The organism is Actinotalea sp., assembly GCF_041597215.1.
In the GTDB taxonomy this organism is placed as follows: domain Bacteria; phylum Actinomycetota; class Actinomycetes; order Actinomycetales; family Cellulomonadaceae; genus Actinotalea.
In genome coordinates this window covers 1-14714 of record NZ_JBFHHB010000056.1, presented here as the reverse complement: position 1 = coordinate 14714, position 14714 = coordinate 1, and the positions used below count along the sequence as shown (strand labels likewise).

General features: G+C 72.2%; 13 protein-coding genes. 12 read left to right on the top strand and 1 reads right to left on the bottom strand.

Annotated elements, in window-relative coordinates:
• Window positions 1–294, bottom strand: a 294-nt coding sequence (locus ABWK99_RS05975) for a hypothetical protein (RefSeq protein ID WP_372593788.1), incomplete at its 3' end; no start/stop codon positions are given.
• Window positions 295–397: 103 nt separating this feature from the next.
• Here ABWK99_RS05975 and rimP point away from each other — a divergent pair.
• The 12 genes from rimP to ABWK99_RS05915 form a co-directional block, all read left to right on the top strand.
• Entirely contained in the window at window positions 398–895 is a 498-nt protein-coding gene (gene rimP / locus ABWK99_RS05970; protein ID WP_372593787.1) for a ribosome maturation factor RimP, read from the top strand.
• Window positions 895–2052: a transcription termination factor NusA gene (gene nusA / locus ABWK99_RS05965; protein WP_372593786.1), complete on the top strand. Its 1158-nt coding sequence runs from the start codon at window positions 895–897 to the stop codon at window positions 2050–2052. The genes rimP and nusA overlap by 1 nt, the downstream gene beginning before the upstream one ends.
• On the top strand, window positions 2049–2474 hold the full coding sequence (locus tag ABWK99_RS05960) for a YlxR family protein (protein ID WP_372593785.1): 426 nt from the start codon (window positions 2049–2051) through the stop codon (window positions 2472–2474). The genes nusA and ABWK99_RS05960 overlap by 4 nt, the downstream gene beginning before the upstream one ends.
• A gap of 70 nt (window positions 2475–2544) precedes the next feature.
• Window positions 2545–5379 carry a translation initiation factor IF-2 gene (infB, locus tag ABWK99_RS05955; protein ID WP_372593784.1) on the top strand — a complete coding sequence of 945 codons (2835 nt, stop codon included), beginning with the start codon at window positions 2545–2547 and terminating at the stop codon, window positions 5377–5379.
• Window positions 5380–5539: 160 nt separating this feature from the next.
• Window positions 5540–5986, top strand: a complete 447-nt coding sequence (rbfA, locus tag ABWK99_RS05950) for a 30S ribosome-binding factor RbfA (protein WP_372593783.1) — start codon at window positions 5540–5542, stop codon at window positions 5984–5986.
• Window positions 5987–6026: 40 nt separating this feature from the next.
• On the top strand, window positions 6027–6986 hold the full coding sequence (gene truB, locus ABWK99_RS05945) for a tRNA pseudouridine(55) synthase TruB (protein WP_372593782.1): 960 nt from the start codon (window positions 6027–6029) through the stop codon (window positions 6984–6986).
• A gap of 103 nt (window positions 6987–7089) precedes the next feature.
• Window positions 7090–8919 carry a glycoside hydrolase family 9 protein gene (locus ABWK99_RS05940; protein ID WP_372593781.1) on the top strand — a complete coding sequence of 610 codons (1830 nt, stop codon included), beginning with the start codon at window positions 7090–7092 and terminating at the stop codon, window positions 8917–8919.
• A 126-nt stretch (window positions 8920–9045) separates the two neighbouring features.
• The gene (locus ABWK99_RS05935; protein ID WP_372593780.1) at window positions 9046–10041 is read left to right on the top strand and encodes a bifunctional riboflavin kinase/FAD synthetase; all 996 of its coding nucleotides are present in this window, start codon (window positions 9046–9048) and stop codon (window positions 10039–10041) included.
• Between the two features lie 91 nt (window positions 10042–10132).
• Entirely contained in the window at window positions 10133–10402 is a 270-nt protein-coding gene (gene rpsO, locus ABWK99_RS05930) for a 30S ribosomal protein S15 (RefSeq protein ID WP_372593779.1), read from the top strand.
• A gap of 167 nt (window positions 10403–10569) precedes the next feature.
• Entirely contained in the window at window positions 10570–12789 is a 2220-nt protein-coding gene (locus ABWK99_RS05925; RefSeq protein WP_372593778.1) for a polyribonucleotide nucleotidyltransferase, read from the top strand.
• A 1-nt stretch (window position 12790) separates the two neighbouring features.
• Window positions 12791–14104, top strand: a complete 1314-nt coding sequence (locus ABWK99_RS05920; RefSeq protein WP_372593777.1) for a M16 family metallopeptidase — start codon at window positions 12791–12793, stop codon at window positions 14102–14104.
• 100 nt (window positions 14105–14204) lie between these two features.
• Window positions 14205–14714 (top strand): 4-hydroxy-tetrahydrodipicolinate reductase (locus ABWK99_RS05915; RefSeq protein ID WP_372593789.1); only part of this gene is annotated, 510 nt, incomplete at its 3' end.

Below are 14714 nucleotides of genomic sequence, written 5' to 3'. Positions count from 1 at the left end.
GAGGAGGACCTCGGCCAGCTCGGGGCGCTCCGCGAGCGCGGCCGATCCCGGATCGGCCGCGGCGGCCGTGGCCAGGTCGGCGATCGCGAGGGCGTCAGCGACGGCGTCCTGCCGTGCGGTCTCGGCGGCACCGGGTGCGGGTGTCGTCGGCGCGGGCGTCTCGAGCCGGACCGCACAACCGGCGAGCGCCGGGCTGCCGGCGAGCAGGCCGATCAGGCACAGCGCTGCCACTGCGGCACGGCGCAGGGGCGTGCCCTGGCGCGCGCCGCCGCCGGTGCTCCTCGACCTGGTCATCGCGCTGATCCTCCCATGTCCCGGTTGTGTCGTTAGGCTGAGGGCTCACAAGTCCACAGGGTCGTCGTCCGGCTGGCCCGCCACGGCACCCCAGGAGGCCCGAATGGGTACGCCAGCACCTGCGCAGAAGGTCCGAGCGGTGATCGAGCCCGCCGTCCGCGCCGCGGGACTCGTCCTCGAGGACGTCGTCGTCGCCGCCGCGGGGCGACGCACCGTCGTCCGCATCGTGCTCGACCTGGACGACGACGCCATCGGCAGCCTCGACCTGGACACGGTGGGGGAGGTCTCGCGGGAGATCTCGGCGGCCCTGGATGCGGCGGAGCCCGTCAGGGGCGCGTACACGCTGGAGGTCTCCACGCCGGGGACCGACCGCCCGTTGACCGAGCTGCGGCACTTCCGCCGCGCCCGTACGCGTCTGGTCCGGCTCGTCCTGAAGGACGGTGCGGTGCTCGAGGGCAGGCTCGTGGAGGCCGACGCCGATGCGTACGTCCTGCGAGACTCCGAGGGCGGCGAGCGATCGGTCGATCCCGCCACCGTGCTTCGAGGGCATGTCGAGGTCGAGCTCACGCGTGGGCACGACGACGAGGAGGAGCAGGACTGATGGACATCGACATGACGGCACTACGGCTGGTCGAGAACGAGCGAGGGATCAGCCTCGACGTGCTCGTGGGCGCCATCGAGCAGGCGCTCCTCTCGGCGTACCACAAGGTGCCCTACTCGTTCCCCGACGCACGCGTCGAGCTCGACCGGCGCACGGGTCATGTGACCGTCTGGGCGCGCGAGCGCCTCGAGGACGAGCCCACGCCGGCAGCCGAGGTCGATGCATCCACGGGCGGGTCGGACGGGCAGCCCGGCACGGAGCAGCCAGGCGCGGCGGCCTCCGCTCCGAGCGCAGAGCCCTCGACCGTCTACCGGCCTCGGCCCGTCCCGCGCTACGGCCCCGAGTTCGACGACACGCCGGACGGCTTCGGGCGGATCGCGACGGCGACGGCGCGCCAGGTCATCGTGCAGCGGCTGCGCGACGCCGAGGACGAGCAGGTGCTCGGCACGTTCAAGGGCACGGAGGGCGAGGTCCTCGCCGGGGTCATCCAGCAGGGCCGTGACCCGCGCACCGTGCTCGTCGCGGTCCGCGGCACCGAGGCCGTGCTCCCGCAGCACGAGCAGGTGCCGACCGAGAGGTACGTCCACGGCGAGCGACTGCGTGCCTTCGTGCTGGACGTCTCACGCGGGATGAAGGGCCCGTCGATCACCCTCTCGCGGACGCACCCCGGGCTGGTCCGCAAGCTCTTCGAGCTCGAGGTCCCCGAGGTCGCGGACGGCTCGGTGGAGATCACGGCGATCGCCCGTGAGGCGGGGCACCGCTCGAAGATCGCCGTGCGCAGCACGGTGCCCGGACTGGGGGCGAAGGGCGCGTGCATCGGCCCGATGGGCGCTCGCGTGCGGGCGGTCATGGCCGAGCTGCACGGCGAGAAGATCGACATCGTCGACCACAGCGACGACCCGGCGACCTTCGTCGCGAACGCGCTCTCGCCGGCCAGGGTCTCGTCCGTCGAGGTCGTCGACCTGGCCGCCCGGTCGGCGCGCGTCGTGGTGCCCGACTACCAGCTCTCGCTCGCCATCGGCAAGGAGGGGCAGAACGCGCGCCTCGCCGCCAAGCTCACCGGTTGGCGCATCGACATCCGCTCCGACGAGGGTGGCCGGACGGCGCCGGATGTCGAGGAAAGTCACGATTCGGGGGCAGGGGCGCTAGACTCGTGAAGGCTGGGCCCCGGGCTCGGCTCCCCGAGCACGCATCCGACGGCCCCGCCGTCGCGGATCGTGCCGCCCCCGAGGGTCGGCACGTCCCGCTGCGTACGTGCGTGGGGTGCCGTCGTCGAGGTCCGCGGTCCGTCCTGGTCCGCGTCGTCGTCGTCCGTGCGGGGTCCCCCCACGCAGAGGTCGATGATGCGCGTCGCGCTCCTGGACGGGGCGCCTGGTTGCATGCCGACCTGCACTGCCTCGAGCTCGCCGAACGGCGTCGAGGGTTCGCCCGTGCCTTGCGCACACCGGACCTCGACCTCGCACCGGTCAGGGCCCGACTGGAGCAGGGCGGCCTGGTGCCGGAGTCGGCACGTCCGTCGTTCACCGAGATGGAAAGCGGGTTGGAATCCGATGGCTACCCGATGAGTACCCAGCGATGAGTACCCAGCGATGAGTACCCGGCACTAACGACGGTCCGACCCTGTCCGGGCGGACCGAGACAGGAGAGTTGTGGCAAAGGTCCGCGTGTACGAGCTCGCCAAGGAGCTCGGCGTCGAGAGCAAGGCCCTGATGGCCAAGTTGAACGAACTCGGAGAGTTCGTCCGCTCGGCGTCGTCGACCATCGAACCGCCCGTCGTGCGCAAGCTGCGCGACATCTACCCGGCCGGCTCTGCTCCGGCCGCCAAGCCCGCCCGTGCCGCCGCTCCGGCGCGCCCGGCAGCACCGGCAGCTCCGGCTGCTCCGGCTGCCGAGAGCCCGGCCGCACCGGCGCCTGCCGCACCGGCAGCCCCGGCTGCGGCACCGGCTCCCGCCGCACCGGTCCCGGCAGCACCGGCACCTGCCGCACCTGCAGCACCTGCAGCACCGGCCCCCGCAGCACCCGCCGCTCAGGCTCCTGCTGCTCCCGCGGCTCCGGCCGCTGAGGAGAGCACCGGCGCAGCAGCACCGCGTCCCGGTGGTCCTCGTCCGGGTGGTCCGCGTCCGGGGAACAACCCCTTCGCGCCCAGCCAGGGCATGCCCCGTCAGGGCGGTCGTGGTGAGGGTGGTCGTGGTGAGGGTGGTCCGCGTCCGGGTGGTCCGCGTCCGGGGAACAACCCCTTCGCGCCCAGCCAGGGCATGCCCCGTCAGGGCGCCCGTCCCGAGGGCGGCGCCGAGCGTCCGGGCGGTCCCCGTCCTGCCGCCGGCAGCGGTGGACCCCGCCCGAACCCGGGCATGATGCCGGGCCGGACGTCCGTCGGCCGTCCGGGTGCCCCGGCCGGTGCCGGTCGTGGTGGCCCGGGAGGCGCACGCGGCGGTGGCGGCGGCTTCTCCCGCGGCGCCGGCGGCGGTGCCCCCGGTGGCGCTCCTGCGGGCGGCGGCGGCTTCGCCGGTCGTCCCGGTGGCGGCGGTCGTGGCGCGGGTCGCGGAAGCACGCAGGGTGCCTTCGGGCGTGCCGGAGGGCGCCCCGTGCGTGGCCGCAAGTCCAAGCGCGCCAAGCGCCAGGAGTTCGAGCAGATGCAGGCTCCGTCGCTCGGCGGGGTGCAGGTTCCCCGCGGCGACGGCACGACTGTCCTGCGGCTGCGTCACGGCTCCTCGCTCAACGACTTCGCCGACAAGATCGACGCGAACCCCGCGAGCCTGGTGACGGTGCTCTTCCACCTCGGTGAGATGGCCACCGCCACGCAGTCCCTCGACGAGGACACCTTCGGCACCCTGGCTGCAGAGCTGGGCTACCGCATCGAGATGGTGTCGGCCGAGGAGGAGGACCGCGAGCTGCTCGAGTCCTTCGACATCGACCTCGAGGCCGAGGAGGCCGCGGAGGGCGACGAGGACCTCGTCCCGCGTCCCCCGGTCGTCACCGTCATGGGTCACGTCGACCACGGAAAGACCAAGCTCCTCGACGCGATCCGCTCGGCGGATGTCGTGGCGGGCGAGGCCGGAGGCATCACCCAGCACATCGGTGCCTACCAGGTGCACACCACGCACGAGGGCGTCGACCGCGCTGTCACCTTCATCGACACCCCGGGCCACGAGGCGTTCACCGCCATGCGTGCCCGTGGTGCGCAGGTCACCGACATCGCGATCCTCGTGGTCGCTGCCGACGACGGCGTGATGCCGCAGACGGTCGAGGCGCTCAACCACGCCCAGGCCGCCGGCGTGCCGATCGTCGTCGCGGTCAACAAGGTGGACAAGGAGGGGGCGAACCCCTCGAAGATCCGCCAGCAGCTGACCGAGTACAACCTGGTGGCCGAGGAGTACGGCGGCGACACGATGTTCGTCGACATCTCCGCTCTCAAGCGGATGGGTATCGACGATCTGCTCGAGGCCGTCCTGCTCACCGCCGACGCCGCGCTCGACCTCCGGGCCGTCGCGGACAAGGACGCCCGCGGTGTGGCCGTCGAGGCGAACCTCGACAAGGGTCGCGGAGCCGTCGCCACGGTGCTGGTCCAGTCCGGCACGCTCCGCGTCGGCGACTCGATCGTCGCCGGGACGGCCTACGGCCGTGTCCGTGCGATGTTCGACGAGCACGGCGAGCCGGTCGAGGAGGCCACGCCGGCGCGTCCGGTGCTGGTCCTCGGCCTGACCTCCGTGCCGCGCGCCGGTGACACCTTCCTGGTGGCCTCCGACGACCGGACGGCTCGGCAGATCGCCGAGAAGCGTGCGGCCGCCGAGCGTGCGGCCCTCCTGGCGAAGCGTCGCAAGCGCATCAGCCTCGAGGACTTCACCCAGGCGCTCCAGCTCGGCAAGGTCGAGACGCTCAACCTCGTCCTCAAGGGCGACGTCTCGGGTGCTGTCGAGGCGCTCGAGGATGCGCTGCTCAAGATCGACGTCGGCGACGAGGTCGACCTGCGGGTCATCCACCGTGGCGTGGGTGCGATCACGCAGAACGACGTGAACCTGGCGACGGTCGACAACGCGATCATCATCGGCTTCAACGTCAAGTACGCCGAGCGCGTCGAGGACCTCGCCGACCGCGAGGGTGTCGACGTCCGGTTCTACTCGGTCATCTACCAGGCGATCGACGACGTCGAGGCAGCGCTCAAGGGCATGCTCAAGCCGGAGTACGAGGAGGTGCAGCTCGGCACCGCCGAGGTGCGCGAGGTCTTCCGCTCCAGCAAGTTCGGCAACATCGCCGGCTCGCTGGTCCGGTCGGGTCTCATCCGCCGCAACGCCAAGGCGCGCGTGCTCCGTGCCGGCCAGCTGGTCACCGAGGGCCTGTCGATCGAGTCGCTCAAGCGGTTCAAGGACGACGCGACCGAGGTCCGTGAGGGCTACGAGTGCGGTATCGGGCTCGGCTCCTTCAACGACCTCCAGGTCGATGACGTCATCGAGACCTACGAGATGCGCGAGAAGCCGCGCTCGTAGGGCCTCCGCCCTGGACCGCGTGCCCCCCGGGGCACGCGGTCCATCGGGCGGTCGGGGAAGCCCCGGCCGCAGCACCAGCACCAGCACCACCACCAGCACCGCGTGCCCCCGGCGCGCACGTTCGCCGTCCCGGTCGCATCGGGACGGGAGGGAGTCCCCGATGGTCGATCACCCCCGCGCCCGCAAGATGGGCGAGCGGATCCACCAGATCGTCGCGCAGATGCTCGACACCCGGATCAAGGACCCCCGGCTGGGCTTCGTGACCGTCACCGACGTCCGGGTGACAGGTGACCTGCAGCACGCCTCGGTCTTCTACACCGTGTTCGGCGACGAGACCGCGCGTGCCGAGTCGGCTGCCGCACTCGCCAGCGCGACGGGGATCATCCGCTCGGAGGTCGGCAAGCAGACCGGTATCCGGCTGACGCCGACCCTGGAGTTCATCGCCGACGCCATCCCCGAGACGGCTGCGCACCTCGAGAGCGCCTTGCGCGAGGCCGCAGCCCGCGACGCCGAGGTGGCCGCGCTGGCCTCCGGTGCGCAGTTCGCCGGGGAGTCGGACCCCTACCGTCATCCGGTCGAGGACGACGAGGACGAGTCCGAGGGCTGAGGCTGCGCCGCCGGCGTCCGAGCAGAGCGGAGACCGACAGGTGACCCACGACCAGACCCCCGCCGGGGGCGTCGGCCGTCCGACCCGCCGACCGCCGGCTCCCGACGGCCTGCTCGTGGTCGACAAGCCGGCCGAGTGGACGAGTCACGACGTCGTCGCGCGCGTGCGCAGGCTGGCCAGGACACGGAAGGTCGGCCACGCAGGGACGCTCGACCCGATGGCCACCGGGGTCCTGGTGCTCGGCATCGGCCGGGCGACACGGTTGCTGACCTATGTCGTCGGTGCGGACAAGGAGTACCGGGCCACCATCCGTCTGGGCGTGTCCACGACGACGGACGACGCCGAGGGTGAGGTCCTCGTGCGGACGGATGCCGGCTCGGTGACGACTGCGGCGATCGAGGCAGGGGTGGCCGCGCTGACCGGTGAGATCGCGCAGGTGCCGAGCTCGGTGAGCGCGATCAAGGTGGACGGCAAGCGCTCCTACGCCCGCGTGCGGGCGGGGGAGGAGGTCGACCTCCCCGCCCGGCCCGTGACGATCTCGGAGTTCACGATCCACGAGGTGCGCCCGGCGGCGGACGAGGGCCTCGCGGTCGTCGACGTCGACGTCAGCGTCGTGTGCTCCTCCGGCACCTACATCCGCGCCCTCGCAAGGGACCTCGGGGCGGGGCTCGGCGTTGGCGGCCACCTGACGGCACTGCGCCGCACGAGGGTCGGTGGCTACGGGCTGGACGTCGCGGCCACGCTCGAGTCGCTGGAACCCGACGCGGACGGGGCGATCCTGCCGCTCGCGACGGCGGCGCGCGCCACCTTCGCCGCGCGTGAGCTCAGCCAGGAGGAGGCCGTCCTGCTCTCCTACGGGAAGCGGCTCGACGTCGTCCCCTCCCCGGTCGGCACGGCCGAGCGACCGGTCGCGGCGTTCGCACCGGACGGGACCCTGGTGGCTCTCCTCGCCGACGTCGACGGGCGCTCGCGACCGGTGCTGGTGTTCGCTCCTGCCTGAGGGGCGGTCCCAGCGGCCAGGTCCTGTCGGAGGCGCCCCGTCTGCCGGTAGCGTCGGGGCTTCCCACTGATCCGTGGGACCGATCCCATCCACCGGAGGCATCGTGGCTCCCCAGACCCTGGACGGCCCTGGGGCGAGCCGCTCTCGGCTGCTCCTCAACCAGGTGGGCTACCTGCCGCACGGCCCCAAGGCCGCGACCCTGGTGACCGAGGCCACCGAGCCCCTCGCCTGGCAGCTCCGCCAGGACGACGGTGCCGTCCTGGCCTCCGGTCTCTCGGAGCCGCGGGGCATCGACCAGGGCTCGGCCCTCCCCGTGCACGTCATCGACTTCTCCGAGGTCACGACGGCCGGAACGGGGTTCAGGCTCGTGGTCGACGGGGTGACGAGCCGGCCGGTCGTCATCGACGCCGATCTCTACCAGCGGCTGCGCCATGACGCGCTCCACTTCTTCTACCTCCAGCGCTCCGGGATCGCGATCGACGGCGCCATCGCCGGCGCGGAGTACGCGCGGCCGGCCGGGCACCTGGGGGTGGCCCCCAACCGGGGCGACCTCGCCGTGCCCTGCCTCGGGCCCCGCGACTACTACGACGGCTGGACGGGCGACTACCGGCTCGACGTGTCCGGTGGGTGGTACGACGCGGGTGACCACGGCAAGTACGTGGTCAACGGGGGCATCGCCGTCGCCCAGCTGCTGAGCACCTACGAGCGAACCCTCACGGCACCGACGGCGACGCCCGGCGCGCTCGGTGACGGGACGCTGAGGGTGCCCGAGCACGGGAACGGCGTCCCGGACGTCCTGGACGAGGCCCGCTGGGAGCTCGAGTGGATGCTCGCCATGAGGGTGCCGACCGGCGAGTACGCCGGCATGGTTCACCACAAGGTCCACGACGAGGGCTGGACGGGCCTCCCGCTCGACCCCGCTGCGGATCCGGCGCCGCGTTCCCTGCACCGTCCTTCGACCGCTGCGACGCTCAACGTCGCCGCCGTCGCTGCCCAGGGCGCACGGCTCTTCGCCGAGCTCGACCCGGCCTTCGCGGCGAGGCTCCTCGACGCGGCGCGCGCGACCTGGGCGGCCGCGCAGGCGCACCCCGCGCTCTACGCACCGGCCGCTGCGGGCGCCGACGGCGGTGGCCCCTACGACGACGACGACGTCACGGACGAGTTCTACTGGGCGGCAGCAGAGCTCTTCGTCACCACGGGCGAGGACGTCTTCGCCCGGGCGGTGCTCGACAACCCCCTGCACACGGCCGAGATCTTCGAGGCAGACGGGTTCGACTGGGGGCGCACCGCTCCGCTCGGCCGGCTCACCCTCGCGACGGTGCCCCACGACCTCCCGGGCCGCGACGCCGTGCGGGCATCGGTGGTCGCCGGCGCCGAGCTGCACCTCGCCGCCCAGCAGGCACATGCCTTCGGCAGCTCGTACTCGCCGCAGGACGGCGTCTACCAGTGGGGTTCGAACGGCATCGCCGTGAACAACCAGGTGGTGCTCGCCGTCGCCTTCGACCTCACCGGCGACCCGAGGTTCCAGCGGGCGGTCCTCGGCTCGCTCGACCACCTGTTCGGGCGCAACGCCCTCGACCGGTCCTACGTGACCGGCTACGGCGACCGGTTCTCGAGGAACCAGCACAGCCGGATGTTCGCGCACCAGCTCGACCCGGCTCTGCCGCACCCCCCGGTCGGCTCGCTCGCCGGCGGCCCCAACTCGGTGGTCAGCACCTGGGACCCGGCGATGCTGGCGGCCTTCACCGAGGACACCGCGCCGGCGACGTGCTACCTCGACCGGATCGAGTCCTGGGCCTCGAACGAGATCACGGTGAACTGGAACGCGGCGCTGGCCTGGGTGGCGTCCTTCGTCGCCGACCAGGCCGGTGGTGCGGTCGGGGGGCCGAGCCCCGCGGATCGGCAGCAGACCCGTCCGGCGGACGGTTCCTGAGCCTCCGGGGCGGGGGTACCGGCCCGGAGGTGGCAGGCTGGTCCCCGTCGTCCGGGCCCGGTGTCCGGCGGCCGAGCCGGACACTTGCCGTCGCGCCGGGCGCGCGACGTATCGACAGGAGCACCTGTGCACCGCTGGATCGACCTCGCTGACGTCCCCGCGAACGTGGGGCCGTCCGTGGTCACGATCGGCAACTTCGACGGCGTGCACCGCGGCCACCGGACCGTTCTGGGCACGATGGTCGCCGACGCACGGGCCATCGGCGGCGTCGCCGTCGCGGTGACGTTCGACCCGCACCCCGCCCAGGTGCACCGGCCGGACGAGGCGCCGGAGCTCATCACCGGGCTGGCCGACCGCCTGGAGCTGCTCGCCGAGACGGGCCTCGACGCCGTCCTGGTGATCCACTACGACCTCGAGTTCGCGAGCAACAGCCCAGAGGACTTCGTCCGGCACTACCTCGTCGACGCCCTGCACGCCTCGACCGTCGTCGTGGGGCACGACGTCCGGTTCGGCAAGGGGAACGTGGGCGACCTGGGCACGATGCGTGCGCTGGGGGAGCGGTACGGCTTCGCCGTCCAGGTGATCGACGACGTGCACGGCCCCGTCGACGCCTCGCGCCGCTGGTCCTCGACCTGGGTCCGCGAGCTCCTCGCGGCGGGCGACGTGAACGGAGCGGCGCAGATCCTCGGTCGCCCGCATCGGGTCCGCGGCACGGTCGTCCATGGCGACGCGCGCGGCCGCGAGATGGGTTTCCCCACCGCCAACCTCGCACGGGACGCCACCGGCATGGTGCCGGCGGACGGCGTCTACGCGGGGTGGATGCGCCGGGTCGAGCACCCAGCGGGGGACCCGGACGGCTACCTTCCGGTCGCGATCTCGATCGGCACCAACCCGACCTTCGACGGGGTCGAGCGCCGCGTCGAGGCCCATGTGCCCGATCGGACGGACCTCACGCTGTACGGCGAGGAGGTCGTCCTGGAGTTCGTCGCCCTGCTGCGACCGACCTGGCGCTTCGACTCGATCGAGGCGCTCGTCGCGCAGATGAACGAGGACGTCGTGGCCACCCGTGCCGTCCTCGCCGGCGGCCCGCTCATGTTGGGGCAGGACGCAACACACTGGTAACGTTCGCTCCGCCGTGTGATCGGCCGCGGATCCAGAGCGCCCGGGTGGACATGCCCCGGAGCACCGCGCAACGACAGACCAGGAGAACACCGTGCCCCTTGACGCCGCCACCAAGCAGCGCATCATGACCGAGTACGCGACGACGCCCAACGACACGGGTTCGCCCGAGGTCCAGGTCGCGATGCTCACGCAGCGGATCCTCGACCTCACCGAGCACCTGAAGGAGCACAAGCACGACCACCACTCGCGTCGTGGCCTGCTCCTCCTCGTCGGTCAGCGTCGCCGTCTTCTCGGCTACCTGCAGAAGATCGACATCGACCGCTACCGCAGCCTGATCGAGCGTCTCGGTCTGCGCCGCTGAACCACCCGGACCAGCCCGGACCCGTCACGGGTCCGGGCTGGTCCGGTAGTCACCACCCCACGACCGGCCCCGCGTCCGGTCCTCGGTAGTGGCTCGCGGATCGGTGATCCGCGGACCTCGATCGAAGACCGTCGCACGGCCGGCGACTTCGAGAGAGAGGGGCTCCCGTGGAGGGACCCGAGATCCAGTTCGCCGAGGCAACGATCGACAACGGTCGTTTCGGCACCCGCACCGTCCGATTCGAGACGGGCCGCCTGGCCCGTCAGGCGGCCGGCTCCGCCGTCGCCTACCTCGACGGCGAGACCATGCTGCTGTCGGCCACCACGGCCGGCAAGCACCCCAAGGAGCAGTTCGACTTCTTCCCGCTGACGGTCGACGTCGAGGAGCGGATGTACGCCGCCGGGCGCATCCCCGGCTCGTTCTTCCGCCGCGAGGGCCGCCCCAGCACCGAGGCGATCCTCGCCTGCCGGCTGATCGACCGCCCGCTGCGCCCGACCTTCGCGAAGGGCCTGCGCAACGAGGTCCAGGTCGTCATCACGGTGATGGCCCTGCACCCGGACGACGCCTACGACACGCTCGCGATCAACGCCGCGTCGCTGTCCACCCAGCTCTCGGGCCTGCCGTTCACCGGCCCGATCGCCGGTGTCCGCATCGCGCTCATCGACGGCCAGTGGGTCGCGTTCCCCAAGTACTCCGACAAGGAGCGCGCCGTCTTCGACATGGTCGTCGCCGGTCGCGTCGTGGGTGACGACGTCGCCATCATGATGGTCGAGGCCGAGGCCACCGACGGTGCCTGGAACCTCATCAAGAACGAGGGCGTCGCCGCCCCCACCGAGGAGGTCGTGGCCGAGGGCCTCGAGGCAGCCAAGCCCTTCCTCAAGGCGCTGTGCGACGCGCAGGCCGAGCTGGCGGCCAAGGCAGCCAAGGAGACCAAGGACTTCCCGCGGTTCCTCGACTACCAGGACGACACCTACGCCGCGGTCGAGGCCGCTGTCTCCGCTCCGCTCGCCGAGGCGCTGACCATCGCCGACAAGCAGACCCGCGAGGCCCGCCTCGACGAGATCAAGGCCGAGGCCCTCGCCGAGCTCGGTGCGCAGTTCGAGGGTCGCGAGAAGGAGCTGTCGGCTGCTGTCCGCGCCGTCACCAAGAAGCTCATCCGTCAGCGCGTGCTGCGCGACGGGGTCCGCATCGACGGCCGTGGGCTCGCGGACATCCGCACCCTGTCCGCCGAGGTCGAGGTCCTCCCGCGCGTGCACGGCTCTGCGCTGTTCGAGCGCGGCGAGACCCAGATCCTGGGTGTCACCACGCTGAACATGCTCCGCATGGAGCAGCAGCTGGACACGCTCGCGCCCGAGACGCGCAAGCGCTACATGCACAACTACAACTTCCCGCCGTACTCGACCGGTGAGACCGGCCGGGTGGGTTCGCCGAAGCGTCGTGAGATCGGGCACGGCGCCCTCGCCGAGCGCGCGCTCATGCCGGTGCTTCCGACGCGCGAGGAGTTCCCCTACGCGATCCGTCAGGTCTCCGAGGCCCTCGGGTCCAACGGCTCGACCTCGATGGGCTCGGTCTGCGCCTCGACGCTGTCGCTGCTCAACGCCGGTGTCCCGCTGCGCGCAGCCGTCGCGGGCATCGCGATGGGCCTCATCTCGGACTCCGTGGACGGTGAGATGCGCTACGCGGCGCTGACCGACATCCTCGGTGCCGAGGACGCCTTCGGTGACATGGACTTCAAGGTCGCCGGTACGCGCGAGTTCGTCACGGCCATCCAGCTCGACACCAAGCTCGACGGCATCCCCGCCTCGGTGCTGGGTGGCGCGCTGACCCAGGCCCGCCAGGCGCGCCTGCACATCCTGGACGTCATGAACGAGGCGATCGACGTCCCGGACGAGATGTCGCCGCACGCCCCGCGCGTGATCACGGTCAACGTCCCGGTCGACAAGATCGGCGAGGTCATCGGGCCCAAGGGCAAGATGATCAACCAGATCCAGGAGCAGACCGGCGCCGACATCTCGATCGAGGACGACGGCACGGTCTACATCGGCGCGACCGACGGCCCCTCGGCCGAGGCCGCCCGCGCGATGGTCAACGCCATCGCCAACCCGATGATGCCCGAGGTCGGCGAGCGTTTCGTCGGCACCGTCGTCAAGACGACGACCTTCGGGGCGTTCATCTCGCTCAGCCCGGGCAAGGACGGACTCCTGCACATCTCGCAGATCCGCAAGCTCGTCGGCGGCAAGCGGGTGGACAACGTCGAGGACGTCCTGTCGATCGGCCAGAAGGTCCAGGTCGAGATCGGTGAGATCGACCCGCGCGGGAAGCTCTCGCTGCACGCCGTGGTCGAGGAGTCCGCCGAGGGTGCCAAGGCCGAGGGCGACCAGGCCTGACGTGCCGCTCTCTCTCCCGCTGACCCGACCGGGCAGCGAGCTCACCGCCGGGCAGGACGGCGGCGCCATCGTGCGCCGTACCGTCCTGCCCGGCGGGGTCCGGGTCCTGACCGAGGCCATGCCGGGCCTGCGCTCGGCCACCGTCGGGGCCTGGGTGGGCGTCGGCTCGCGTGACGAGCGCGACGGGAACCACGGCTCCACGCACTTCCTGGAGCACCTGCTCTTCAAGGGCACGGCACGTCGCTCGTCGATGGACATCGCCGAGGCCTTCGACGCCGTGGGCGGCGAGGCCAACGCCGCCACCGGCAAGGAGTACACGTGCTACTACGCACGCGTGCTCGACGCCGACCTGCCGATGGCCGTGGACGTCATCTCCGACATGGTCACCTCCGCGTCGATCGACGCCGAGGAGCTCGAGCTCGAACGAGGAGTCATCCTCGAAGAGATCGCGATGAACGACGACGACCCGAGCGACGTCGTCCACGAGCAGTTCGCCGCCGCCGTCCTGGGAGCGCACCCGCTCGGGCGGCCCATCGGCGGCACCCCCGGTGCCATCCGCGCGGTGCCGCGCGACTCGGTGCTGGACCACTACCACGAGCACTACGTCCCGGCCGGGCTCGTCGTCGCGGCCGCAGGCGGGGTGGATCACGAGGCGCTGTGCGCCCAGGTCACCGCCGCGCTCGACGCCGGGGGCTGGCAGCTCGACGACGTCCCCTCCCTCGACCGTCGTCCGGACGTACCCGCGCCGATCGCCGCGGACGGAGTGGAGACCGTGGTGCGGCGGGCGACCGAGCAGGCGAACGTCATCCTCGGCGGGGTCGGGCTGACGGGGACGGACGACCGCCGGTACCCGTTGCTCGTGCTGAACGCCGTCCTCGGCGGTGGCATGTCCTCGCGGCTCTTCCAGGAGATCCGCGAGAAGCGCGGTCTGGCCTACTCGGTCTACTCCTTCGCCGCCGGGCACTCCGACACGGGCCTGTTCGGCCTCTACGCCGGCTGTGCGCCGGAGAACGTCGACCAGGTGCTCGCCCTGCTCGCCGAGGGCTGGGACCGGATCGCCCAGGAGCCCATCACCCCCGCGGAGCTGACGCGCAGCATCGGTCAGCTCTCCGGTGGCCTCGTGCTGGGCCTGGAGGACTCCGGCGCCCGGATGAACCGGCTGGGCAAGGCGGAGCTGGTGCACGGCGAGCTGCTGAGCCAGTCCGAGGCGCTCGAGCGCGTGCGCGCGGTCACGGCGCAGCAGGTCCAGGACCTCGCCAAGGAGCTGGCCTCGCGCCCGCGCTCCGTCGTCAAGGTCGGCCCCTTCGGCGGCTGAGCGCCACCCACCCCGGCGCGTGCCCGTGGGCGTCCGTCGGTCGAGCGGCACGGAGCGGTTAGGCTCGATCCTCGTGAGCGAGCAGACGTCCGCAGGCCAGATCAGCCCGACCATCCGGGTCGCCGTGCTCGGCGCCGCCGGGCGGATGGGTACAGCGGTGTGCTCGGCCGTCGACGCCGCCCCCGGTCTCGAGCTCGTCGCCCGGCTCGACGCAGGCGACGACCTCGCGGAGCTCTCCGCCGGCGCTGCCGACGTCGCCGTCGACTTCACCGTGCCCTCGGCCACCGAGGCGAACGTGCACGCGCTGATCGACGCCGGCATCCACGCCGTCGTCGGGACGACGGGCTGGGACGAGGGATCCCTCGGCCGGGTGCGCGAGCACCTCGCACAGGTGCCGTCCCTCGGTGTCCTGATCGCCCCGAACTTCGCCATCGGCGCGGTCCTCGCGATGGCCTTCGCCGCCAAGGCGGCCCCGTGGTTCGAGTCGGCAGAGGTCGTCGAGCTGCACCACCCGGACAAGGTCGACGCGCCCAGCGGGACCGCTCGCCACACCGCAGCGGGGATCGCCGCCGCCCGTCGGGAGGCAGGCCTCGGTCCCGTCCCCGACGCG

What these genes read in the sequence shown, in the direction of transcription:
- rbfA (WP_372593783.1), top strand. Translation starts at nt 5,540, where the DNA reads ATGGTCGATCACCCCCGCGCCCGCAAGATGGGCGAGCGGATCCACCAG.
- nusA (WP_372593786.1), top strand. Translation starts at nt 895, where the DNA reads ATGGACATCGACATGACGGCACTACGGCTGGTCGAGAACGAGCGAGGG.
- rimP (WP_372593787.1), top strand. Translation starts at nt 398, where the DNA reads ATGGGTACGCCAGCACCTGCGCAGAAGGTCCGAGCGGTGATCGAGCCC.